At 64.7% G+C, this 23,103-nt stretch carries 19 protein-coding genes; 10 read left to right on the plus strand and 9 right to left on the minus strand.

Annotated features, from left to right (window positions below):
* Both EOA28_RS04505 and EOA28_RS04510 read left to right on the plus strand, forming a co-directional pair.
* Window positions 1-435: FCD domain-containing protein (locus EOA28_RS04505; RefSeq protein ID WP_128314619.1), on the plus strand; the 435-nt coding region annotated here is incomplete at its 5' end.
* 106 nt (window positions 436-541) lie between these two features.
* Window positions 542-2,059 (plus strand): malonyl-CoA synthase, encoded by a 1,518-nt coding sequence (locus tag EOA28_RS04510; RefSeq protein WP_127252075.1) that lies wholly within the window; start codon window positions 542-544, stop codon window positions 2,057-2,059.
* A 663-nt stretch (window positions 2,060-2,722) separates the two neighbouring features.
* Here EOA28_RS04510 and nagA read toward each other — a convergent pair.
* Genes nagA through EOA28_RS04530 form a run of 4 tightly spaced genes read right to left on the minus strand, consistent with a single transcriptional unit; the run spans window position 2,723 to window position 6,583 of the window.
* Window positions 2,723-3,901, minus strand: coding sequence for an N-acetylglucosamine-6-phosphate deacetylase (gene nagA / locus EOA28_RS04515; protein WP_127252074.1), 1,179 nt, complete (start codon window positions 3,899-3,901; stop codon window positions 2,723-2,725).
* On the minus strand, window positions 3,898-4,929 hold the full coding sequence (locus tag EOA28_RS04520) for an SIS domain-containing protein (protein WP_127252073.1): 1,032 nt from the start codon (window positions 4,927-4,929) through the stop codon (window positions 3,898-3,900). The genes nagA and EOA28_RS04520 overlap by 4 nt, the downstream gene beginning before the upstream one ends.
* Entirely contained in the window at window positions 4,926-5,705 is a 780-nt protein-coding gene (locus EOA28_RS04525) for a GntR family transcriptional regulator (protein ID WP_127252072.1), read from the minus strand. Before EOA28_RS04525 ends, EOA28_RS04520 begins: the two co-directional genes overlap by 4 nt.
* Window positions 5,702-6,583 carry an N-acetylglucosamine kinase gene (locus tag EOA28_RS04530; protein ID WP_127252071.1) on the minus strand — a complete coding sequence of 294 codons (882 nt, stop codon included), beginning with the start codon at window positions 6,581-6,583 and terminating at the stop codon, window positions 5,702-5,704. The genes EOA28_RS04525 and EOA28_RS04530 overlap by 4 nt, the downstream gene beginning before the upstream one ends.
* Before the next feature lie 200 nt (window positions 6,584-6,783).
* On the opposite strand from EOA28_RS04530, the gene EOA28_RS04535 reads away from it, so the two are divergent.
* The 6 genes from EOA28_RS04535 to EOA28_RS04560 all read left to right on the plus strand — a co-directional run bounded on the left by EOA28_RS04535 (window position 6,784) and on the right by EOA28_RS04560 (window position 13,193).
* On the plus strand, window positions 6,784-7,692 hold the full coding sequence (locus tag EOA28_RS04535) for an N-acetylmuramic acid 6-phosphate etherase (protein ID WP_127252070.1): 909 nt from the start codon (window positions 6,784-6,786) through the stop codon (window positions 7,690-7,692).
* A gap of 53 nt (window positions 7,693-7,745) precedes the next feature.
* Entirely contained in the window at window positions 7,746-9,020 is a 1,275-nt protein-coding gene (locus EOA28_RS04540; protein ID WP_126079956.1) for an ABC transporter substrate-binding protein, read from the plus strand.
* A gap of 242 nt (window positions 9,021-9,262) precedes the next feature.
* Window positions 9,263-10,192, plus strand: a complete 930-nt coding sequence (locus EOA28_RS04545) for a sugar ABC transporter permease (protein ID WP_127386230.1) — start codon at window positions 9,263-9,265, stop codon at window positions 10,190-10,192.
* Window positions 10,193-10,200: 8 nt separating this feature from the next.
* Entirely contained in the window at window positions 10,201-11,040 is an 840-nt protein-coding gene (locus EOA28_RS04550; RefSeq protein WP_127253853.1) for a carbohydrate ABC transporter permease, read from the plus strand.
* An 80-nt stretch (window positions 11,041-11,120) separates the two neighbouring features.
* Window positions 11,121-12,179 (plus strand): Gfo/Idh/MocA family oxidoreductase, encoded by a 1,059-nt coding sequence (locus EOA28_RS04555; RefSeq protein ID WP_128314620.1) that lies wholly within the window; start codon window positions 11,121-11,123, stop codon window positions 12,177-12,179.
* A 15-nt stretch (window positions 12,180-12,194) separates the two neighbouring features.
* Window positions 12,195-13,193, plus strand: coding sequence for an ABC transporter ATP-binding protein (locus EOA28_RS04560; protein WP_127386229.1), 999 nt, complete (start codon window positions 12,195-12,197; stop codon window positions 13,191-13,193).
* 8 nt (window positions 13,194-13,201) lie between these two features.
* Here EOA28_RS04560 and EOA28_RS04565 read toward each other — a convergent pair whose 3' ends face one another.
* The 5 genes from EOA28_RS04565 to EOA28_RS04585 all read right to left on the minus strand — a co-directional run bounded on the left by EOA28_RS04565 (window position 13,202) and on the right by EOA28_RS04585 (window position 19,719).
* Window positions 13,202-14,047 carry a fumarylacetoacetate hydrolase family protein gene (locus EOA28_RS04565; RefSeq protein WP_127252024.1) on the minus strand — a complete coding sequence of 282 codons (846 nt, stop codon included), beginning with the start codon at window positions 14,045-14,047 and terminating at the stop codon, window positions 13,202-13,204.
* Window positions 14,048-14,220: 173 nt separating this feature from the next.
* Window positions 14,221-14,952 (minus strand): SDR family oxidoreductase, encoded by a 732-nt coding sequence (locus EOA28_RS04570; protein WP_127252025.1) that lies wholly within the window; start codon window positions 14,950-14,952, stop codon window positions 14,221-14,223.
* Window positions 14,953-15,166: 214 nt separating this feature from the next.
* Window positions 15,167-17,542, minus strand: coding sequence for an aldehyde dehydrogenase family protein (locus tag EOA28_RS04575; protein ID WP_128314621.1), 2,376 nt, complete (start codon window positions 17,540-17,542; stop codon window positions 15,167-15,169).
* Between the two features lie 166 nt (window positions 17,543-17,708).
* The gene (deoC, locus tag EOA28_RS04580; RefSeq protein WP_127252027.1) at window positions 17,709-18,755 is read right to left on the minus strand and encodes a deoxyribose-phosphate aldolase; all 1,047 of its coding nucleotides are present in this window, start codon (window positions 18,753-18,755) and stop codon (window positions 17,709-17,711) included.
* 136 nt (window positions 18,756-18,891) lie between these two features.
* Window positions 18,892-19,719 (minus strand): ferredoxin--NADP reductase, encoded by an 828-nt coding sequence (locus EOA28_RS04585; RefSeq protein WP_127252028.1) that lies wholly within the window; start codon window positions 19,717-19,719, stop codon window positions 18,892-18,894.
* 220 nt (window positions 19,720-19,939) lie between these two features.
* Here EOA28_RS04585 and EOA28_RS04590 point away from each other — a divergent pair, with 220 nt between their 5' ends.
* Window positions 19,940-22,012, plus strand: a complete 2,073-nt coding sequence (locus tag EOA28_RS04590; protein ID WP_128314622.1) for a hydantoinase/oxoprolinase family protein — start codon at window positions 19,940-19,942, stop codon at window positions 22,010-22,012.
* Window position 22,013: 1 nt separating this feature from the next.
* A partial coding sequence (locus EOA28_RS04595; RefSeq protein WP_189341921.1) for a hydantoinase B/oxoprolinase family protein occupies window positions 22,014-23,103 on the plus strand: 1,090 nt, incomplete at its 3' end.

Below are 23,103 nucleotides of genomic sequence, written 5' to 3' on the forward strand. Positions count from 1 at the left end.
GCGCTGCGCGAATCCATTGCGCACCGCACGGCCGAATGGGAAGAACAGCTGGTGCTGGCCCGCCACCGCCTGGCCCGCGCCGAGCGTCGCCTGCCGGAGGATCCCTCGACCAACGACCCGGAATGGGAGAAGCTACATCGCGCCTTTCATCGGGCGCTGATCGCGGCTTGCCGCTCGCACTGGCTGATCGGCTTCTGCGAACAGCTTTCCGACCAGGCCTCGCGTTACCGGCTGATCTCGCAAAATGGGCCGGGCATGGGCCGCGACGATCTCGGCGAGCACCGCATCATCGCCGAGCGCACCCTGGACGGCGACGCCGATGGCGCCGTCGAGGCGCTTCTCAACCATTACCGCCTCACCGCCGCGATGTGCATGGAACGCTTCGCCCAGGGCTATGATCCGAGGGCTGGCGTTGCCAAGGCGCGCCGCAGATAGCGACGGAAACCGCCCACGGTCTTTTTGCTCCGGCGGCCAAATCTGCTATTCGCTCAGGCGAGCGCGACGCATGTGCCATTCGGCGTCCGCGCCTGAGGAACCCTGCATGACCAATCATCTGTTCGACGCGTTCCGTTCCCGCATGCCGGCTCCCGACCGGCTGCTGATGGAGACGGATGACGGCCGTTCGATCAGCTATGGCGACATGCTGGCGAAGTCGGCGCAACTGGCGCATGCGCTGACGCAGGCCGGCGTCGAGCCGGGCGACCGCGTCGCGGTCCAGGTCGAGAAGAGCCCGGAGGCGGCGCTGCTCTATCTCGCCTCGTTGCGCGCCGGTGCGATCTTCCTGCCGCTCAACACGGCCTACACGCTGCCCGAGCTCGATTATTTCATCCGCGACGCCGAGCCGAGGCTGATCGCGTGCGATCCGGACCGTCTTGCCGGCGTCGAGCCGCTTGCCGCGTCGATCGGCGCCGCGGTGCTCACGCTCGGCCGCGACGGACAGGGAACGCTGGCCAGCCAGGCTTCGCGGCAGGCGACGCAGTTCAGCGACCTCGCGCGCGGGCCGGACGATCTTGCCGCCATCCTCTACACCTCCGGCACGACCGGCCGCTCAAAGGGCGCGATGCTCAGCCACGAGAACCTTGCGTCCAACGCCCGCGTGCTGGTCGAGCAGTGGCGCTTCGGCGCCGACGACGTGCTGATCCACGCGCTGCCGATCTTCCACACGCACGGCCTGTTCGTCGCCACCAACGTCGTCCTGATGGCTGGCGCGACAATGTTGTTCGAGCAGAAATTCGATCCCGCGCGCATCCTGTCGCTGATGCCGCGCGCGACGGCCTTGATGGGCGTACCGACCTTCTATGTGCGGCTGCTGCAGCAGGAGGGGCTGACGCGCGAGGCTGCGAAGACGATCCGGGTGTTCATCTCCGGCTCGGCGCCGCTGCTCGCCGAGACGCACAAGGCCTGGCGCGAGCGCACCGGCCACGCCATCCTCGAGCGCTACGGCATGACCGAGACCAACATGAACACATCGAACCCCTATGACGGCGAGCGGCGCGCTGGCACCGTCGGCTTCCCCCTGCCCGGCGTTTCATTGCGCGTCACCGATCTCGAGACGGCCAGGCCGCTCGCACAGGGCGAGATCGGCATGATCGAGGTCAAGGGACCGAACGTGTTTGCCGGCTATTGGCGCATGCCCGAGAAGACCAAGGCCGAGTTCCGCGACGACGGCTTCTTCATCACCGGCGACCTCGGCCTGATCGACGCCGACGGCTATGTCCACATCGTCGGGCGCGGCAAGGACCTGATCATCTCCGGCGGCTACAATGTCTATCCGAAGGAGATCGAGAGCGAGATCGACGCGCTCGACGGCGTCAGCGAAAGCGCAGTGATCGGCGTCGCGCATCCCGATTTCGGCGAAGGTGTCACGGCCGTGGTGGTGCGCAAGCCGGGATCGGCGATTGAAGCGGCCGACATAGCTGCCGCCATCGCCGGCCGGCTGGCGAAATACAAGCATCCGAAGCAGGTGATTTTCGTCGACGAACTGCCGCGCAATACGATGGGCAAGGTGCAGAAGAACCTGCTGCGGGAGGCGTACAAGGATATCTACAAACCGTCGTGAGGTTTATTGTGCCCTGATGTTTGCGATCGTTCCATCTTCAGCCTGGCTAATGTCGAACAGAATAGGGCCGCTACGTCGCCAAGAACTGTATTCGCACTCCTTCGAGCAAATCGTTGAACAGATTATATCCGGCGCGCAGCGCTCAAAAGCGAGGGGCGAATTCAACTGTCATTCGCAAGGCACTCAGGCCAAGCACTCCCTCATCCGATACAGGATACGGTTGCAATGTGAAGCCAGAGCGGTTGATTTGTTCCACAATGGCGCGGGTGGCTATCGTGCCCAGTATTACATCGCCCCAAGCCTAGGTGAGCTGGCTGACAAGCATGTCTGCCGGCGCCTATCGGAACTCGTTATCTCTTGGGGTTGCTCCTCCGCGGTTAAATCTTCTCTGTCTTCTGAGAGTGCGAAGGCTTGGATTGCCCAAGGTCGATGGATAAGGCCCCCTCGCCGGCATCTTCAGAACCTACTTCTGGAGCAGTGGGCCTGCGATCCGATGACGGTTGACGCCCATAGACACAAACTGTGGAAATATTCGCGGCTGACGCCTGAAGAGGAAAATAGGATCGATCTTATTGGAGGTTGGCTTCGGCGAAGCGATTTCTCATCGCCGGACGTGAACTTCAAATCAGATCGGTCGACGCAAATCCACTCTTTTGGTTTTACTTAAAGTTGCAATCGTCCGTTGGCCGTAAACACCTTCTCACCACCGATCCAGACGTTCCTCAAATCCAGATGCTCCGACAGCCCAACAATGTCGGCAGCTGTCCCGTTGGCGAAGCGGCCGAGCCTATGCGCCTGGCCGATTGCCTCAGCCGGATAAAGCGAGGCCATCCGCAAGGCCTCGTCGAGATCGAGCCCGATGACGCGATGAACGAATCGGATGGCGGAGATCATGTCGAGGTCGGCGCCGGCCAGCGTGCCGTCGGCGAGCCTGAGGCTCCCGTCCTTGCGGTAGATGGTGCGGCCGTTCAGCGTGAACGAGGTCATGTCGGTGCCGATCGTCGCCATGGCGTCGGTGACCAGAACGATCTTGCCCGGCCCCTGCTTGCCGCGCAGCGCGAGGATCATCGTCGCCGGATGGACATGGATGCCGTCGGCGATGATGCCGGCATACAGACCACCGGTATCGATCGCAGCGCCCGCCAGGCCCGGCTCGCGGTTGCCGATCTGGCTCATGGCGTTGAAGAGATGCGTCACCACCGTGGCGCCGGCGGCGGCGTAGGCGCTGGCCGTCGCGTAATTTGTATCGCTATGGCCGAGGCTCACGATAACGCCGGCCTTGGCCAGCGCGGTGACACGGACCGGTTCGACCGATTCCGGCGCGATCGTGGTGAGCAGCACCGGCAGGTCCTGGCGCGCGGCGATGAGCGCGGCCTGGTCGGCGTCGGTCATCGGCCGGATCAGCGCCGGATCATGCGCGCCCTTGCGGGCCAGGGAAAGATGCGGCCCTTCCAGATGCAGGCCGAGGAAGCCCGGCACCTTTTCCCGGGCCGCCTCGCCGCCCGCAGCGACCGCCGCGGTGGTGATCGCCGGCGTGTCGGTGATCAGCGTCACCAGCAGCGCCGTGGTGCCGAAGGGCGCATGCGCCCGGCAGATCGTCTCGATCGAGGCGATGTCGGGATGGTCGTTGAGCATGACGCCGCCGCCGCCATTGACCTGGATATCGACGAAACCGGGCACCAGCAGGCCACCACCGGTCTCGACCGCCGGAACGCCGGACGGAATGGCGCCGGCGGGCAGGATGGCCTCGACCAAGTCGCCCTTGACGACAAGGGCGGCGTTGTCATGCCAGTCGGCGCCGTCAAAGATGCGGGCGCCGGTGAGTGCGAAACGGTCGCTCATACGGTTTCCGTCACCTTGCGCAGGTTGCGCGGCGTGTCCGGGTCAAGGCCGCGATGACGCGCGAAGGCTTCGACGAAGCCGTAGAAGGACACGATCAGCGGCAGCGGATCGGTAAGCGGATGGCCGGTAGCGACATGGGGAAGAAGCCTCGCGGCCTTGGCCTTGTCGGAGGTGATGAAGGCGGCGGCGCCCTTGGCCGTCAGACCATCAGCCGCCTCGGCGACCGAGGGTTCCGACGCGTCTCGCGCGGCAAGCGCCAGCACCGGGAACCCCGGTCCGACCAGTGCCAGCGGCCCATGCATGACTTCCGCCGCGCTGTAGGCCTCGGCATGCATGGCGCAGGTTTCCTTGAATTTCAGTGCCGCCTCGCTGGCGATGGCGAAGGAGGGGCCACGGCCGAGGATGAAGAGCGACTGCGGATCCTCCAAGGCGCCGGCGAGCGCCATCCAGTCGCAGGCGATCGCCTTCTCGAAATGGGCCGGCAGGCCGGCGAGCGCCTTGAGCAGTGCCTGGTCGTCGGTGGCGTGCGCCATCAGCGCGAGGCCGGCGACGGCCGAATTGACGAAGGTCTTGGTGGCCGCGACGGAGCGCTCCGGCCCGGCGAGGATATCGATGGCGTAATCGGAAGCCCGCGCGAGCGGCGAGTCGGCGGTGTTGGTGATGGCTACGGTGAGCGCGCCGCCGGCCCTTGCCGTTTCGGCCATGGCGACGATGTCCGGGCTCTTGCCCGACTGCGAGACCGCCAGGCAGGCAGAGCCGCGCAGCCTGAGCTTTGCGCCGTAGATGGAAGCGATCGACGGCCCGACGGAAGCGACCGCCAGGCCTGCCGTCAGCTCGACGGCATATTTCATGAAGGTCGCGGCATGGTCTGACGAGCCGCGCGCCACGGTGACGACAAATTGCGGGTCACGCTCGCGCAGGCCGCGCCCGGCCTCGGCCAAAGCCGAAGCCGAGCCGTCGAGAAGGCGGGCGGCGGCTTGCGGGATCTCGTCGATCTCGCGCCGCATATGGGTGGTGGTGGCGCTCATGGCCGGATCTCCTCTCCCGGCCCGGTCAGCCGGAGTTCCGCGACGAAATCATAGGCGTCGCCCCTGTAGACCGAGCGGGTGAACTCGATCACCTTGCCGCTCGCCAGATAGGAAATGCGCTCGATCTGCAGTCCGGCAACCCTCGGCGGCACTTCCAGGAGGCGCGCATCGGCATCGCCGAGATTGGTGGCCGAGATGCGCTGCACGGCGCGCACCGGACGATTGCCAGTCATGCCAAGCGCGGCGTAGAGCGAGGAGCCGATCGCTTCGGGATCGGGCAGAACGCTGGCCGAGAGCGCCGCGCGCTCGATCGCCAGCGGCGTGTCGTCGGCGATGCGCAGGCGCGCGACGCGGGCCACCAATTCGGTCGAGGACAGGCCGAGCACCATCATCTCGTCCGGCGACGGCGCATAGAGGCCGCGGTCGAGCCAGACCGAGCGCACGCTCATGCCGCGGCGCGCCATATCCTCGGTGAAGGAGGTGAGCCGCGACAGCGACTGCTCGACGCGCTCCATGCGCGGCGCGACGAAAGTACCCGAGCCGTGGCGCTGGACGAGGATGCCGCCCTTGACCAGGTCCTGCACCGCCTTGCGCACGGTGACGCGCGAGATATCAGCCTTGCTGGCGATGTCGCGCTCGGACGGCAACGCGTCGCCCGGGCCGATCAGGCCGCGATTGACCGCTTCCTCGATGCTTTTCCGCAGTTGCAGATAAAGCGGCGCGCCGCTCTGCGAGGATTGTTTCAGCATGGCGAATATCTGGTCGGCGGCGCTCATCGGGCGGCCTCCGAACCATTGGCGAAGACGCGCGCGGCCATCTGAACGGCGCCGCCCAGCGCATCGTCGAGCGGTGCTTTGAGCAGCGCCCGATAACGCGCCGAAAGGCGCGGCGCGTAAAGCGGCGCCAGGCCGCCGAGCAGGCAGAGCGGAGCGTCGGCGGCGAGATCGAGCGCGCCGAGCGAAGCCTGGACATCGGCAACCGCTTTGGCGAGGATGAAGTTGGCGACAAGATCGCCCTTCTCGGCATGCTCGAAAACCTTCGGCGCGAAGCCGCCGAAATCGCCGGGCTTGGCGTTAGTGGTGAATTCGACCACGTCTTCGGGATTGTTGCGGAAGACGGCGAGCATGGCGTCGGTCAGGGGCGAGCCCGGACGGATGCCGTCATAGGCAAGCAGCGTCTGTTCCAGCAGGTCGCGGCCGATGCGGGCGCCGCTGCCCTGGTCGCCGACCTGGAAACCCCAGCCGCCGATGGCGCGCGATTTCCCCCCCTTGCGCGCCATATACGCAGTGCCGGTGCCCAGGATGGCCATAGCGCCGTCACCGGAGCCGACCGCGCCCTCGAGCGCGATCTCGGCGTCGGTTTCGACACGGCTCCGGCTGAACGGCAGGATTGCTTCGAGCTGCTGCCGGTAGGTGCCGACATTGGCGCCGGCCAACCCGAGAATGGCCGGTGTTTGCGGGATCAAATCCGGATCCGCGCCAGCCGCAAAGAAAGCCTGCCTGGCCGCTTCGATGATGTTGGCGCGGGCGCCGGTGAGATCGGTGCGGATGTTGGCGGCGCCGCTCTTGGCGCGGCCGACGACAACGCCGTCGACGGTCGCAAGGGCCGCCCTGCAGCTGGTGCCGCCGCCATCGATGCCAAGCACGAATTTCACGCGATTTCTCCTCGGGGCCGGATAATACCAATAAAATACCAATAGCCAAGAGTTAATTTCGGTTCAAAAACATTAAGCCGTATTTTATTGAAAAATCACGTTAATTTGCCGGCAAGCGAGTTCCGCCACCTGAAATTCGTTAATGCGTGTGGACAAGTGGTATTTTTTTGGTATTGTTCGTTCAGGTCGGAGGAAAATGGATGGCCGAGACGCGCACGGAAGCGCTTCACCAGAATGCCGAGGGGCTGGATGTCCAGGCCCCGGAAGCCATTCTGGCGTTCCTGGCCAACGCCCAGATCGAGGCCGCCAAGGCCGTGCACGGCGCCGTTCCGGCGATCGCCGCCGCCGCCGAACTCATCGCGAAGCAGTTGAAGAGTGGCGGGAAACTTGCCTATGCGGCGGCCGGCAGTTCCGGCCTGATGGCGGTGGCCGACGCGCTGGAATTGCCTGGCACCTTCGGCATCGCCCGCGACCGCATCGCCATCCTGATCGCCGGCGGCGACAATGCCTTCCGTACGCTGGCAGGCGGCCCCGAGGACGACACCGAGGAAGCTTCGTCGGCTGTTGCCGCGGCCGCTATCGGCAAGGGCGACTGCCTGATCGCCATCTCCGCAAGCGGCTCGACCCCCTATGCGGTCCAGGCGCTGCAGGACGCACGCAGCCGCGGCGCGGCGACCATCGCCATCGCCAACAACCGGGGCGCCGCGCTGTTCAAGCAGGCCGATGTCGCCATCCTGCTCGAAACGCCACCGGAGCTGATCGCCGGCTCGACGCGCATGGGCGCGGGCACCGCGCAGAAGATCGCGCTCAACATGCTGTCGACGCTTGCCGCCATCCATCTCGGCCATGTCCATGACGGCTACATGGTCAATCTCACCGCCGACAACATCAAGCTGCGCGACCGCGCCGTGCGCATGGTCGCGGCCATCAGCGGCAAGAGCCGCGACGACGCCGCCCGCTTGCTCGAGAAGAGCGGGGGCGTGGTCAAGACCGCCATTCTGCTCGCCGCGGGCGCGGCAAACGCCGATGCGGCTGAGAAGATACTGGAAGGAACCGGCCAAAAACTTCGGCCGGCGCTTTCCGAGATCGAGGGGAGCAAGGGGCGCTGAGCCCCTGTTCTCATCAAAACCGAACCTGAAAAAGGTCAACAGGGAGACTGAAGATGAAGACCAAACTACTGACGGCCCTTCTGCTCGGCACAAGCATCCTCGGCACGGGCATCCTCGGCACCACCGGGATGGCTCTGGCCGAGGACGTGACGCTCAACATCGAAAGCTGGCGCGGCGACGACCTGACCATCTGGAAGGACAAGCTGATCCCGGCCTTCGAAGCCAAGAACCCCGGCATCAAGGTGGTGTTCGCGCCTTCGGCTCCGACCGAGTATGACGCCGCCCTCGGCGCCAAGCTCGCTGCCGGCTCGGCCGGCGACCTGATCACCTGCCGCCCCTTCGACAAGTCGCTCGAGCTGTTCAAGAAGGGCAACCTTGCCGACATCTCCTCGCTGCCCGGCATGGAGAACTTCTCGCCCGTCGCCAAGGCCGCCTGGCAGACCGATGACGGCAAGTCGAGCTTCTGCGTGCCGATGGCCTCGGTCATCCACGGCTTCATCTACAACAAGGACGCCTTCGACAAGCTCGGCCTCAAGGTGCCGACCACCAACGAAGAGTTCTACGCCGTGCTCGACAAGATCAAGGCCGACGGCACCTACATCCCGATGGCGATGGGCACCAAGGATCTCTGGGAAGCCGCGACCATGGGCTACCAGAATATCGGCCCGAACTACTGGAAGGGCGAGGAAGGCCGCGCGGCCCTGATCAAGGGCGAGCAGAAGCTGACCGATGCCGACTGGGTCGAGCCCTACAAGGAACTGGCCAAGTGGAAGCCCTATCTGGGCGACGGCTTCGAGGCCCAGACCTACCCGGACAGCCAGAACCTGTTCACGCTCGGCCGCGCCGCCATCTACCCGGCCGGCTCGTGGGAGATCGGCCTGTTCAACACGCAGGCGCAGTTCAAGATGGGCGCCTTCCCGCCGCCGGTGCAGAAGGCCGGCGATACCTGCTACATCTCCGACCATACCGATATCGGCATGGGCCTGAACGCGGCTTCGAAGCATCCGGAAGAGGCCAAGAAGTTCCTGTCCTGGGTCGCTTCGCCGGACTTCGCCACCATCTATGCCAACGCGCTGCCGGGCTTCTTCAGCCTGAACTCGACGCCGGTGAAGATGGAAGACCCGCTGGCGCAGGAATTCGTCTCCTGGCGCGGCAAGTGCAAGTCGACGATCCGCTCGACCTACCAGATCCTGTCGCGCGGCACGCCGAACCTCGAGAACGAGACCTGGGTTGAATCGGCCAATGTGATCAACGGCACCGATACGCCGGAGGCCGCGGCCAAGAAGCTGCAGGACGGCCTCGACAGCTGGTACAAGCCGGCGAAGTAAAGTCTCAGGCAACGGGCCGGCCGGGAACATGCCCGGCCGGCATTCGAACAGCTGTTAGATAGCGATTGTCGGCGCAGCCTCCCGGTCTTACCCTCGATCTCGCGGGGAAAACGGAGCCGATCTGTCGCTGGCCTTGTCTTACCCCCAGAGGGGACAGCCAGGCCGTGCATCGAGGCATCAGCTAGCATCACCGAACTGGAACCCAGAGACGGCGGGGAACCGAACTCATGGACACCGAGACCATGGCTGCAGAAACGCGAGCGAAAAGACCCATACGCTGGCATGTCGGCGTCTTCCTGGCGCCGGCGGTGCTGGTCTACACCGCCTTCATGATCCTGCCGCTGTTCGGCACGCTGCAGCTCTCGCTGTTCCGCAACATCGAGCAGTCCCAGGTGTTTGTCGGCCTCGACAATTTCCGCACGCTGTTCGGCGATCCGAACTGGTCGGTGAATTTCTGGAATGCGCTCAGGAACAATGTCTGGTTCTTCATCATCCACATGCTGGTGCAGAACCCGATCGGCATCCTGCTGGCAGCGCTGCTTTCCAGCCCCCGGCTGCGCTTCACCGCCTTCTATCGCACGGCGATCTTCGTGCCGACGATCCTGTCCTTCGTCATCGTCGGCTTCGCCTGGAAGCTGATCCTGTCGCCGATCTGGGGCGTGGCACCGCATCTGATGGATTTTGTCGGCTTGAAGAGCTTCTTCACGCCCTGGCTCGGCAAGGAGCAATACGCGCTGACCGCGCTCAGCCTGGTGTCGGTGTGGCAGTTCGTCGGCATCCCGATGATGCTGATCTATGCGGCGCTGCTGTCGATTCCCGACGAGGTGATCGAGGCGGCCGAATGCGACGGCGTCACCGGCATGGCGCAGTTCTGGAAGATCAAGCTGCCGCTGATCCTGCCCTCGATCGGCATCATCTCGATCCTGACCTTCGTCGGCAATTTCAACGCCTTCGACCTGATCTACACCGCGCAGGGCGCGCTCGCCGGGCCGAACTATTCGACCGACATCCTCGGCACCTTCCTTTACCGCGCCTTCTTCGGCTTCCAGCTGCAGGTCGGCGATCCCAATATGGGCGCGGCGATCGCCACGATCATGTTCCTGATCATCCTCGCCGGCGTCTGCGTCTACCTGTTCCTCGTGCAGACGCGCCTGCGTCGCTACCAGTTCTGAGGCGCGCCATGAGCACAGCTACCCATTCGCTTCCCCGTACCATCGGCGCGCACGCGATCCTTATCACCTACACGGTGATCGCGCTGTTCCCGGTGATCCTGGTGGTGATGAATTCGTTCAAATCGCGCGCGGGCATCTTCGGTGCGCCGCTGACGCCGCCGACACCGAAGACCTTCGACCTGATCGGCTACACCACCGTGTTCGGCCAGGGCGATTTCTTCCACTATTTCCAGAACAGCCTCGTCGTCACTGTCGCCTCGCTGTTCTTGGTGCTTCTGTTCGGCGCGATGGCCGCCTTCGCGCTGTCGGAATACCGCTTCCGCGGCAACACGCTGATGGGGCTTTACCTGGCGCTCGGCATCATGATCCCGATCCGGCTCGGCACCGTCGCCATCCTGCAACTGATGGTGGCGAGCGGGCTGGTGAACACGCTGACGGCGCTGATCCTGGTCTATACCGCGCAGGGCCTGCCGCTGGCGATCTTCATCCTGTCGGAATTCATGAAGCAGGTGGCAAACGACCTGAAGAACGCCGGACGTATCGACGGGCTGTCGGAATATACGATCTTCTTCCGCCTTGTCCTGCCGCTGGTGCGGCCGGCGATGGCAACGGTCGCCGTCTTCACCATGATCCCGATCTGGAACGATCTGTGGTTCCCGCTGATCCTGGCGCCGTCGGAAGAGACCAAGACGGTGACGCTCGGCGCGCAGCTCTTCCTCGGCCAGTTCGTCACCAACTGGAACGCGATCCTGGCCGCACTGTCGCTGGCGATCCTGCCGGTGCTGATCCTCTATGTCATCTTCTCGCGGCAGCTGATCCGCGGCATCACATCGGGAGCCGTCAAGTGAGCCGTAACAGCCAACTCTCCACAGGGCTGCGCTTCACCCCGCCCGGGGTGACACCCTCTCAAAAGAAAGTGGAGCAGTCCGTGAGCGATAAACCCCTTCGTGTCGTCGTCGCCGGCCTTGGCAATATGGGCCGCAGCCATGCGCTGGCCTATCACACCAATCCGGGCTTCGACATCGCCGCGCTGATCAACCGCTCCGACGTGCCGCTGCCGGACGGGCTTGGACAGTACGGCATCCGCCGCTCGTTCGAGGAAGTGTTGCGCGACGAGAAGCCGGACGTGGCCGCGATCGCCACCTATTCCGATAGCCATGCCGACTATGCGGTGCGGGCCTTCGAGGCCGGTTGCCATGTCTTCGTCGAGAAGCCGCTGGCGACGACCGTTGCCGACGCGCAACGCGTCGTCGATGCGGCCAAGGCCAACGGCAGGAAACTGGTGATCGGCTATATATTGCGCCACCATCCGTCCTGGATCCGGCTGATCGCCGAGGCGCGCAAGCTCGGCGGTCCATATGTCTTCCGCATGAACCTCAACCAGCAATCCTCCGGCCACACCTGGGAGACGCACAAGCATCTGATGCGGACGACCTCGCCGATCGTCGACTGCGGCGTGCATTATCTCGACGTCATGCTGCAGATCACCGACGCGAGGCCGATCGAGGTGCGCGGCATGGGCGTGCGGCTCAGCGACGAGGTGGCGCCGTCGATGTACAATTACGGCCACCTGCAGGTGCTGTTCGAGGACGGTTCTGTCGGCTGGTATGAAGCCGGCTGGGGGCCGATGATCTCCGAGACAGCCTTCTTCGTGAAGGACGTGATGTCGCCCAGGGGCTGCGTGTCGATCGTCATGAAGGAGGGCGTGAAGTCCGACGACATCGACACCCACACCAAGACCTCGACCATCCGGCTGCATAGTGCGGCGACCGGACCCGACGGCAGCTTCGCCAAGGAAGACCAGCTGCTGTCGATGGAGGGCGAGCCGGGCCACCAGGAGCTCTGCGACCTGGAGCAGGCCTTCCTGCTCAAGGCCATCCGCGAAAATATCGATCTCACCCGCCACATGGACGATGCCGTGAAGTCGCTCGCCGTCTGCCTCGCCGCCGACGAGAGCGTGCGCAGCGGTAACGCCGTCAAACTCTAGAACAGGAACGAAGCCGTGGGCTCGCTGAAGATCGAGAATGTGAAGAAGGCTTTCGGGCCGGTCGAGGTGCTGAAGGGCATCGACCTCGAGGTGACGGACGGCGAGTTCGTCGTCTTCGTCGGCCCGTCCGGCTGCGGAAAGTCGACGCTGCTACGCGTCATCGCGGGCCTGGAGGACTCGACCTCCGGCCGCGTGCTGATCGACGGCGCGGACGTTTCCGTCACGCCGCCGGCCAAACGCGGCATCGCCATGGTGTTCCAGACCTACGCGCTCTACCCGCATCTGACGGTGAAGAACAACATGGCGCTGGGCCTCAAGCAGGCCGGCACGCCGGCCGCCGAGATCGAGCGGCGCATCAAGATCGCTTCCGCCATGCTGTCGCTCGAGCCCTATCTCGAACGCCGCCCGGCGGAACTGTCGGGCGGCCAGCGCCAGCGCGTCGCCATCGGCCGCGCCGTGGTGCGCGAGCCGAAGCTTTTTCTCTTTGACGAGCCGCTGTCGAACCTCGATGCGGCGCTGCGCGTCAACACCCGCCTTGAGATCGCGCAGCTGCACCGGCGGCTGAAGGCGACCATGATCTATGTCACCCACGACCAGGTCGAGGCGATGACGCTGGCCGACAAGATCGTCGTCCTCAATGCCGGCCGCATCGAGCAGATCGGCAGCCCGATGGAGCTCTACAATTCGCCGGCCAACGAATTCGTCGCCGGCTTCATCGGCTCGCCGAAGATGAATTTCATCGACGGCGCCAAGCTGGGCGAAACGGCGAAGACCATCGGGGTGCGGCCGGAGCATCTGACAGTCGATGCGAATTCCGGCGCCTGGAAGGGCACGGTGGTGCATGCCGAGCATCTCGGTGCCGACACCAACCTCTATCTCGACTGTCAGAAGGCGGGGCTGATCACGGTGCGCATTTTTGGCGTGTACAATGCCGAGCCCGGCGCGACGCTTTATGCGACGCCGGACGCGGCGAAGACGTATCGGTTTGGCGCGGATGGGAAGGTGTTGAGGTAAGCGCCGGCTTACTCGTCCGCCTTGAAGGTCTGCTTCTGCTGGCCGAGCCCTTCGATGCCGAGTTCCACCACGTCGCCGGCCTTCAGGAACACCGGCGGCTTCATGCCCAGCCCGACGCCGGGCGGGGTGCCGGTGGAGATGATGTCGCCGGGATGCAGCGACATGAACTGGCTGAGGTATGACACCAAATACTTCACGCCATAGACCATGGTCTTGGTCGAGCCGTTCTGCATGGTCTTGCCGTTGACGGTCAGCCACATCTTCAGGTTCTGCGGATCGGCGACCTCGTCCTTGGTGACCAGCCACGGGCCGGTCGGGCCGAAGGTGTCGCAGGATTTGCCCTTGGTCCACTGGCCCTGGCGCTCGGCCTGGAAGGCGCGCTCCGACACATCATGGGCGACGGCGTAGCCGGCGACATAATCCAGCGCGTCGTCCTCCGAAACATATTTCGCCGTCTTGCCAATGATCACGGCGAGCTCGACTTCCCAATCGGTCTTTTCCGAACCGCGCGGGATCAGCACGTCGTCATCCGGGCCGACGATGGCGGAACTTGCCTTCATGAAGATGATCGGCTCCGGCGGCACCGTGGCGCCGGTCTCGGCGGCGTGATCGGAATAGTTGAGGCCGATGCAGATAAACTTGCCCGTGCCGGCGACGCAGGCGCCCAGGCGCGGCTTGCCGGAGACCACCGGCAACGTCTTGGGATCGAGCTTGGAGAGCATCTCCAGCGAGGCCGGATGAAGCGTCGTGCCGGCAATATCGGCGACATGAGCGGAAAGGTCGCGGATATTCCCATCCGCATCAAGCAGGCCGGGCTTTTCACTGCCAGCTTCGCCATAGCGCAACAACTTCATCTCAACTTTCTCCACCTTGCGGCCAGCGGCCGTTTTCACAAATTCCCGTCAAAGCCAGCGGACCCTAGTCGCCGACCATACCGGCGGCAAGCGAGCCCGCTGCGATGCCGACCAAATCGTCGAGATTTTCAGACGTTTCGATCCGACCAACCCGCCGGCTTCGGAGCCTTTCGTCAGATCGACCAGCCGCCATCGATGTTGTAGGCCTGCCCCGACGTGTAGGTGGCGCCGGCAAGGTAGACGGCGAGATCGGCGATCTCCTCAGGCGTGCCCAGCCTGCCCATGGGCTGGCGGGCGATGAAGGCCGCTCGCGCCGCCTCATAGTCGCCCTGTGCATGCATGCGGTCCTGCAACGACGGGCTTTCGACCGTGCCCGGGCAGATGGCGTTGCAGCGGATACCCCTGGCGACATAGTCGGCGGCGACCGCCTTGGTCAGGCCGACCACGGCCGCCTTGGTCAGCCCGTAGACGAAGCGGTTCGGCACGCCCTTCTGCGAGCTCGCCAGCGAGGCCATGTTAATGATCGAGCCGTCGCCGCGCTCCAGCATTCCTGGCAGCACGGCCCGGATGGTGCGGATCATCGAACGGACATTGAGGTTGAGCGCGAAGTCGAGATCCTCGTCCTTCATCTCCAGAATCGAACCGCCATGGACGAAGCCAGCGCAGTTGAACAGCACATCGACGCGGCCGATCTCGGCGAAGGCGGAAGCGACGGCCGCGTCGTTCAGCACATCGAGTTTTCGCGTCGTAATGCCGGGGGTTTTGCCCAACTCCGCCAGCAACGGCTCGTTGATATCGGTGGCGTGAACGCTCGCGCCTGCCTTGGCGAAAGCCAGCGCGCTCGCCCGACCGATGCCTTGCGCCGCCGCGGTTATGACAACCACCTTACCTGTCAGATCCGCCATTTTTTTCCTCGCCTGCCTGGAGCGTTTCGCCTCTATCGATGGCCGGCCCGGGTCGTGTGCCAGACAGCCGGCATCGTGCGGTCAGATTTCCATTTCACAGATAAAGATGTTTTTTCTCGTTAAAGAACACGCGCCCGAGCGTCAAGCCCGAAGGCGATCACCTTCGCGACAGCGGCTGAAATGGTTCCGTCGCGCGGTGCCTCGGCGGAACACCTCAGTCGCCGTAGGGCACCCAGACGTTCTTGACCTCAATGGCGCGGCGCAGGAAGGGCTCGCCGGCCGCCTCGCTCGACGTCCAATCGAGCGTGCGGCCATTGCCGGTCCAGACGCGCTTGAGATTGCCGATGGAATCGGCCTCCGCCTTGGCGCAGGTGTCGGCATCGGCGAACAGCCAGAGTCCGTCGACATCGTCATGCTTGGCCAGCACGCCGGCAAGCTCGGCGCTGCGGCCGGTGACGATGTTGATCGCGCCGGCAGGCAAGTCGGAATATTCGATCACCTGGTAGAGGTCGGTGGCCAAAAGCGGATGCCGCTCCGACGGAACCGAGACCACCGTGTTGCCCATGGCGAGCGCCGGGGCGACCAGCGAGAGGAAGTTGAGCAGCGGCTGGTTGTCCGGCGCAACGATGCCGACAACGCCGACCGGCTCATGCAACGCAAGCGTCACGACACGGGCCGGCGGCTGATGGACGCGGCCCTCGAACTTGTCGGCGAGGCCGGCATAAAGGAACAGCCGCTCGATCGACTGCTCGACCTCCTCGCGCGCAGCCTTGGCCGTAACGCCCGTCAGCTGAACAAGGCGCGCGGCGAACTCGTCGGCGCGGCCGGACAAGTTCTCGGCGAAATAATAGAGAACCTGGCTGCGGTTGTAAGCGGTCGCATCCGGCCAGGCCTTGCAGGCGCGGGCTGCGGCCACGGCATCGCGGATATCCTTGCGGTTGCCGAGACCGACTTCGCCGGCAAGCTTGCCCTTGGCGGTGGCGACGGCCAGAGAATAGTTGCCGTCCGGCCGCACCTGCTTGCCGCCGATGAAAAGCTTTGCCGTGCGGTCGATCGCCGTGCCGTCGGCCTGTTCGATCGGCTGGGCAGAACTGGGGGCCGACGGCTTGATGGCAGGGCCAATGGGAAGCTTTGCCGCCAGATATTCGAACATGCCTTCGCGGCCGCCTTCACGGCCGAAGCCGCTTTCGCGATAGCCGCCGAAGCCGCAGGCGGCGTCGAACATGTTGGTGCCGTTGACCCAGACGACGCCGGCCTTCAACTGCGGCGCGACATGCAGGGCCAGATTAACGTTCTCGCTCCACACGGAAGCGGCAAGGCCGTAGCGCGTGTTGTTGGCAAGCTCGATCGCTTCCTCGGTGTTGCGGAAGGTCATGGTCGCCAGCACCGGGCCGAACACCTCTTCCTGCGCGAGAATGTTAGCCGGCGAAACAGAAGTCGCCAGCGTCGGCAGGTGATAATAGCCGGAGGACGGCAGTGCGGCGTCCGGCTGCCAGCAGACGGCGCCCTGTTTCGCGCCCTCGGCGATCAGTCCCTTGACCCGGTCGAGCTGGGTGCGGTCGACCAGTGGGCCGATATCGGTGTTCTTGTCGAGCGGGCTGCCGACGCGCAGCCGGCTCATCCTGCCCTTGACCTTGGCGATGAAGGCCTCGGTGATGCCCTCCTGCACAAGGAGGCGCGAGCCCGCGCAGCAGACCTGGCCCTGGTTGAACCAGATGCCATCGACGAGGCCTTCGACGGCGCTGTCGAGATCGGCATCCTCGAAGACGATGAAGGCCGACTTGCCGCCGAGCTCCAGCGACAGTTTTTTGCCGGACCCGGCCGTCGCCTTGCGAATGATCTTGCCGACTTCGGAGGAGCCGGTGAAGGCGATCTTCTGGACGCCCGGATGATTGACGATGGCGGCGCCCGCCTCAGGCCCGCCCTGGACGATGTTTACGACGCCCTTCGGCACGCCGGCACGCTCGCAGATCTCTGCGAACAGGATAGCGGTGAGCGGCGTGAATTCGGCGGGCTTCAACACCACCGTGCATCCGGCGGCCAGAGCCGGCGCGATCTTCCAGGCCAGCATCAGCAGCGGGAAATTCCACGGGATGACCTGGCCGACGACGCCGACCGGTTTGTGGTCAAGAAAATCCTTCTCGAGCGTCTGCGCCCAGCCGGCATGATGGATGAAATGGCGGATCGCCAGCGGCACGTCGATGTCGCGGCTCTCGCGGATCGGCTTGCCGTTGTCGATCGATTCCAGAACGGCGAACAGGCGCTGGTGACGCTGCATGGCGCGGCCGATGGCGTAGAGGACTTTTGCGCGGGCGTAGCCGGAGGAAGCCGACCATTTTGGCAGCGCCTTGGCGGCGGCGGTAACCGCGGCATCGATGTCGGCCGCGCCGGCATCCGAGACCTTCGCAAGCAGCTTGCCGGAGGACGGCTCGCTGGTCTCGAAAATCTTGCCGCCGGCCGCCGCTTTCCAGGCGCCGTCGATGAACAGCGCCTTGGAGAAATCGCGTCCGGCGAGCCAGGCATCGGCCTCGTTGCGGGCTTCCGGCGCGGGGCCGTAGTCCATGGCGTGATAGCGTTCGAGGATGTTCATGGGGCGCCTCCTTTACCCTCCCCCTTGTGGGGAGGGTCGATCGGCAAAGCCGATCGGGGTGGGGGTAAACGGTTAATGGTTCGGTTCATTGGATAGGCTATTTTGGTTTTACGAGCCCCACCCCGCCGCTGCGCGGCGACCCTCCCCAAGGGGGGAGGGTGGGAGCCTACGCCATCGCGTGGCGATGGTTGGCCGAGTAATGGCCGGTCAAATGATGCTCGAGCTGGCGTTCGATGTCGGTGAGCAGGCTCGACGCGCCGAAGCGGAACAGGTCCGGCTCAAGCCACGGCCGGCCGAGCTCCTCCTTCATCAGCACAAGCCAGTCGAGCGCGACCTTGGCGGTGGAAATGCCGCCGGCCGGCTTGAAGCCGATGAGATAACCGGTCTCCTCGAAATAAGCGCGGATGGCGCGCACCATGGTGAGACCGACGGGTAGCGTGGCGTTGACGCTCTCCTTGCCGGTCGAGGTCTTGATGAAATCGGCGCCCGCCATCATCGCGACCATGGAGGCAAGCATGACATTGCGCAAAGTGGCGAGATCGCCGGTGCCGAGGATGACTTTCAGATGCGCATCGCCGCAGGCCGCGCGCATGGCGACGATCTCGTTGAACAGCTCGCGCCATTTGGCGCCGTAGACCAGGCCGCGCGGAATGACGACGTCGATCTCGTCGGCGCCGTCCTTCACCGAAGCCTCGATCTCCTGCAGGCGGGTCGACAGCGGCGCAAGGCCGTGCGGGAAGGCGGTGGAGACGGCGGCGACATGGATGCCGGTGCCGCGCAGCGCGTCGACCGCGGTGGCGACAAAGGGATGATAGACGCAGACCGCCGCCGGACGGATGGTTTCGCCCGAGATGCCGAGACCCTCGACGATGTCGCGGCGCAGCGGATTGATCGCCTTGGCGCAGAGCCGGCGCACGCGCTCGTCCGTGTCATTGGAATTCAGCGTGGTGAGGTCCATGCAGGCGATGGCCCGCAGCAGCCAGGCGGCCTGGTTGTCGGCCTTGATCGAGCGCCGCTTGGTCAGCGTCGCGACACGGCGCTCCAGCGCCGAACGGTTGACGCTGCGCACCGATTCCAGGAAGCCGAGATCGAGCTTCATGCCGGGATTGCGGGCAATGCCATGTTCCAGCGGCAGCGGCGTGTTGGCGGCGGCACGCGCCGGCAGCGGCATCACCTTGGACGCGCCAGCGCCTGCTTCGCGGATCGTGCTCATCTCCTGCCCTTTCATTCAGCTGCTTACGCCGAAGGATAGCCCGTGAAGCGATGCTTCACGAGTCTTTCAAAGGCTCATAGCGGAAAAAGGCCGCCGAGGCAGTAGATTTTTGACCGTATGGTCAAATTGAGGCGCCTCAGCCGACGAAGGCGCGCTCGACGACGAAGCTGGCCGGATGGCTCAAGGAGCCCTCCTGGAAGTCGAGGCTCTCGGCGAGTTCCTTGACGTCCTTCAGCATGTGCATCGAGCCGCAGATCATGATGCGATCGGTCTCGGGATTGAGCTTGTCGATGCCGAGATCGGAATAGAATTTTCCGGAGCCGATCAGCGCGGTGATGCGGCCCATGCGCGCCGATTCCTCGCGCGTCGTCGAATTGTAGAGCGTGACGCGGCCGGCGGTCAGCTCGCCGATCAGAGGATCGCTTTCGAGCGCCGCCACCAGTTCCTGGCCGTAAGTGAGCTCGGCAATGTCGCGGCAGGTGTGGGTAAGGATCACCTGGTCGAACTTCTCATAGGTGTCGGGATCGCGCAGCAGGCTGGCGAAAGGCGCGATGCCGGTGCCGGTCGAGATCATGAACACCCGCTTGGCGGGCGTCAGCGCGTCGAGCACCAGCGTGCCGGTCGCCTTCTGGCGCATGATGACGGTGTCGCCGACCTGGATCTTCTGCAGCTCGGAGGTAAGCGGGCCGTCCGGGACCTTGATGGAGAAGAATTCCAGCTCGTCGTCCCAGGCGGGGCTGGCGACCGAGTAGGCGCGGAAGATCGGCTTCTCGGCATTGGGCAGGCCGATCATGACGAACTCGCCGGAGCGGAAACGCAGCGACTGCGGGCGGGTGATGCGGAAGGAGAACAGCCGGTCGGTGTAATGCTTCACCGACACCACGGTCTCGGCGTAGACATTGGCCGGGATCGGGAACTGCAGCGGCCTTGCGCCGGCGGTGTTCAACGCGGATGTCGTGTTCATCAAACCCAACTTTCCGGCCCAGACAAACGCACTGGGCGCCAAACTTTCTCCTGCGCGTCCGAACGGTCAGGTTCCGACGTGCCCGCTGCACATTGCCAAGCGGTAAGCTCTTGTGTCCGAAACTTATTAGTATACAAATGATCTTGAGGTCAAGATGGCGACGTAAAATGCCTTTCCAAACCAAGGCATATCCGTAGTCCTGCTATTTCGGGTTTCGGCAATGATTGAGAATTTTTCGGCGTCCGCGGGAAGCGTCGTAGCAGGCATCGACGTCGGCGGAACCTTCACCGACCTGCTTTTGATCGACGGCAAGGCGGGCGGCAAGGTCCATATCGCCAAGACGCCGACGACTGTCGAAAACCAGGCCTTCGGCGTGGTCGCCGCCCTTGGCGCCACCGGCTTTCCGATCGACGGCATCGACCTCATCGTGCATGGCACGACGACCACCACCAACGCCGTGCTGGAACGCCGCCTGGCGCGGACCGGCATGATCACCACGCGCGGCTTTCGCGACGTGATCGAGCTTGGCCGCCGCACCAGGCCGCAGGCCTATGGCATGACCGGCACTTTTGTCCCCGTCATTCCCCGCGACCTTCGGCTCGAAGTCTCGGAGCGGATCGAGGCTTCGGGCGCGGTGCGCATTCAACTCGACGAAGCCGAGATGCGCGAAGCGGTGAAGAAGCTGCTCGACGCCGGCTGCGAGTCGCTCGTCATCCACTTCCTGCACTCTTACGCCAATCCGTCGCATGAGCGGCGCGCCGCCGAGATCGCGGCGGAGCTTTGGCCGAACGGCCACATCACCACTGGACATGTGCTGCTTTCGGAAGCGCGCGAGTTCGAGCGTGGCGTGACGGCCGCCGTCAACGCGTCGGTGCAGCCGATCCTGGAGCGCTATGTCGAACGGCTGCGCAAGGAGCTTGGCGCGAAGGGCTACGCCCGGGACTTCCTGATCATGAACGGCAATGGCGGCATGATCTCGGCGCGTTTCGTCACGCTGGAATCGGCCAAGACGGTGATGTCCGGCCCGGCCTCGGGCGTCATCGCCGCCGCCTATACTGGAAAACGCGCCGGCTTCGGCAATCTCGTCACCTACGACATGGGCGGCACCTCGACCGACGTGGCGCTGATCCGCAATGCCGAGCCCGCCGTGTCGAACGAGATCGAGATCGAATATGCGATGCCGATCCATGTGCCGATGGTGGCGGTGCACACGGTGGGCGCCGGCGGCGGCTCGATCGCGCGTGTCGACGCGGCCGGGCTGATCCAGATCGGCCCGGAAAGCGCCGGCGCCAATCCGGGCCCGATCTGCTACGGGCGCGGCGGCGTCGAGCCAACCATCACCGACGCCAATCTGGTGCTGGGACGCCTGGCGCCGAAGAAGTTGCTGGCGGTCGACAATCCGGTCACCGTCGAGCGCGTCACCGGCATTTTCGAGGACAAGATCGGCAAGCGCACCGGGCTCTCTGGCGTCGAGGCGGCGGGCGCCGTTCTGAGACTCGGCAACATGAAGATGGCCGGCGCCATACGCATGGTCTCGGTGTCGCGCGGCCATGATCCACGCGATTTCGCGCTGTTCGCCTTTGGGGGCGCCGGGCCGCTGCATGCGACGGCGCTCGCCCGCGAGCTCGGCCTGCCGCGCGTGCTGGTGCCCGCGCGCCCCGGCATCACAAACGCGCTCGGCTGCGTCGTCGCGGATTTGCGGCACGACTTCGTCAACACGATCAATCAGCCGGTGAAGCTGCTCGATGAAGCTGCGCTTCGCGAGGTATTGGAACGGCACCGTAACGAAGGCGAGGCGCTGATCGCCAAGGAAGCGGTGAAGCCGGACGCGATCCGCGTGACGCACTCCGCCGACATGCAGTTCGTCGGCCAGACACACATCATCAACGTGCCGCTGCCCTCCTCTTCGGTTTCACGAGAAACGCTGCAGCTTCTGTTCGAAAAAGCCTATTTCGCCCGTTTCAAGGTCGAGCTGCCGGAAATCCGCGCCAACCTCGTCAACCTCAACACCTCGGTCACCGGCGTGCGGCCGCAGATCGACCTGTCGCGGCTGATCGACCCTGCGGGGCGCGCCGCGACGCTTGACGAAGCGCGGCGCGAGATCCGGCCGGTCTGGTATCATGGCACCTGGCACGACACGCCGGTCTATGCCCGCGAAAAGCTGCCGCTCGATGCCGTGATCGAGGGACCGGCTATCCTAGAGCAGATGGACGCCACTACCGTGCTCGAACCCGGCGACCGGGCCCACTCAGACGCGGACGGCAATATCATCATCGACATCGGCGAGGCCTGAGATGAGCACGCTCGACACGATCACGCTTTCGGTGCTGCAGGCGGCGCTGCAGCAGGTCTGCGACGAGATGGACCTGACCTTCTCGCGCGCCGCCTTCTCGCCGGTCATCGCCGAGGCCAATGACCGCTCGGACGGCATCTATTCGGCCGTCGACGGCTCGCTGATCGCGCAAGGCAGCCAAGGCCTGCCGGTGTTCGTCGGCGTGATGCAATACTCGACCAGGACGGTGATCGAGATGATCGCCGACGGAAGCTGCCTGGCGCCGGAACCGGGCGACATCTATATCGTCAACGACCCCTATCTCGGCGGCACGCATCTGATGGATGTGCGCTTCGTCATGCCGGTCTATCGGGGTGGAAAAATCTTCTGCTGGCTTTCCAACACCGGCCACTGGCCGGACATCGGCGGCTCGGTGCCGGGCGGTTTTTCCGCCTCGGCCACGGCGGTCGAGCAGGAGGGGCTGCGGCTGCCGCCGGTGAAACTGTTCAAGAAGGGCGTGCTCGATCCCGAGATCTACGCCATCATCTGCTCGAACATCCGCGTCGCCGACCAGCGTATCGGCGACATCCGGGCGCAGGCCGCGGCGCTGCTGATCGGCCAGGACAGGCTCAATGAAATCCTGGATCGTTACGGCGACGAAACCGTGGTCGAGGCGATCGCGGAGCTGCGCCGCCGCGCCGCCGAGCAGATGCGCGCCTCGATCGCCGTGATCCCCGACGGCGTCTACCGCTCGCAGGCCTTCGTCGATTCCGACGGCGTGGTGAACGAGCCGCTGACCATCAATCTCGCCGTCGAGAAGACGGGCGATACGCTGACCTTCGACTTTGCCGGCTCATCAGCACCCTGCGCCGGACCGATGAACAGCGTGCTGGCGACAACCTTGTCGTCGGTCTATCTCGCCATGCGCCATATTTTCCCGGAGGTGCCGATCAGCGCCGGCGCCTTCGAGCCGCTCAACGTCAAGCGGCCGGAGGGCACGTTCCTCGACGCCAAATATCCGCGGCCGGTCTCGGGCTGCGCGGCGGAGGTCTCGCAGCGCATCGCGGAAGCCGTGTTCGCGGCGATGGTGCAGGCGCTGCCCGAGAAGGTGA

The sequence above is a fragment of the Mesorhizobium sp. M2A.F.Ca.ET.067.02.1.1 genome, assembly GCF_004023285.1.
Taxonomy (GTDB): Bacteria; Pseudomonadota; Alphaproteobacteria; order Rhizobiales; family Rhizobiaceae; genus Mesorhizobium.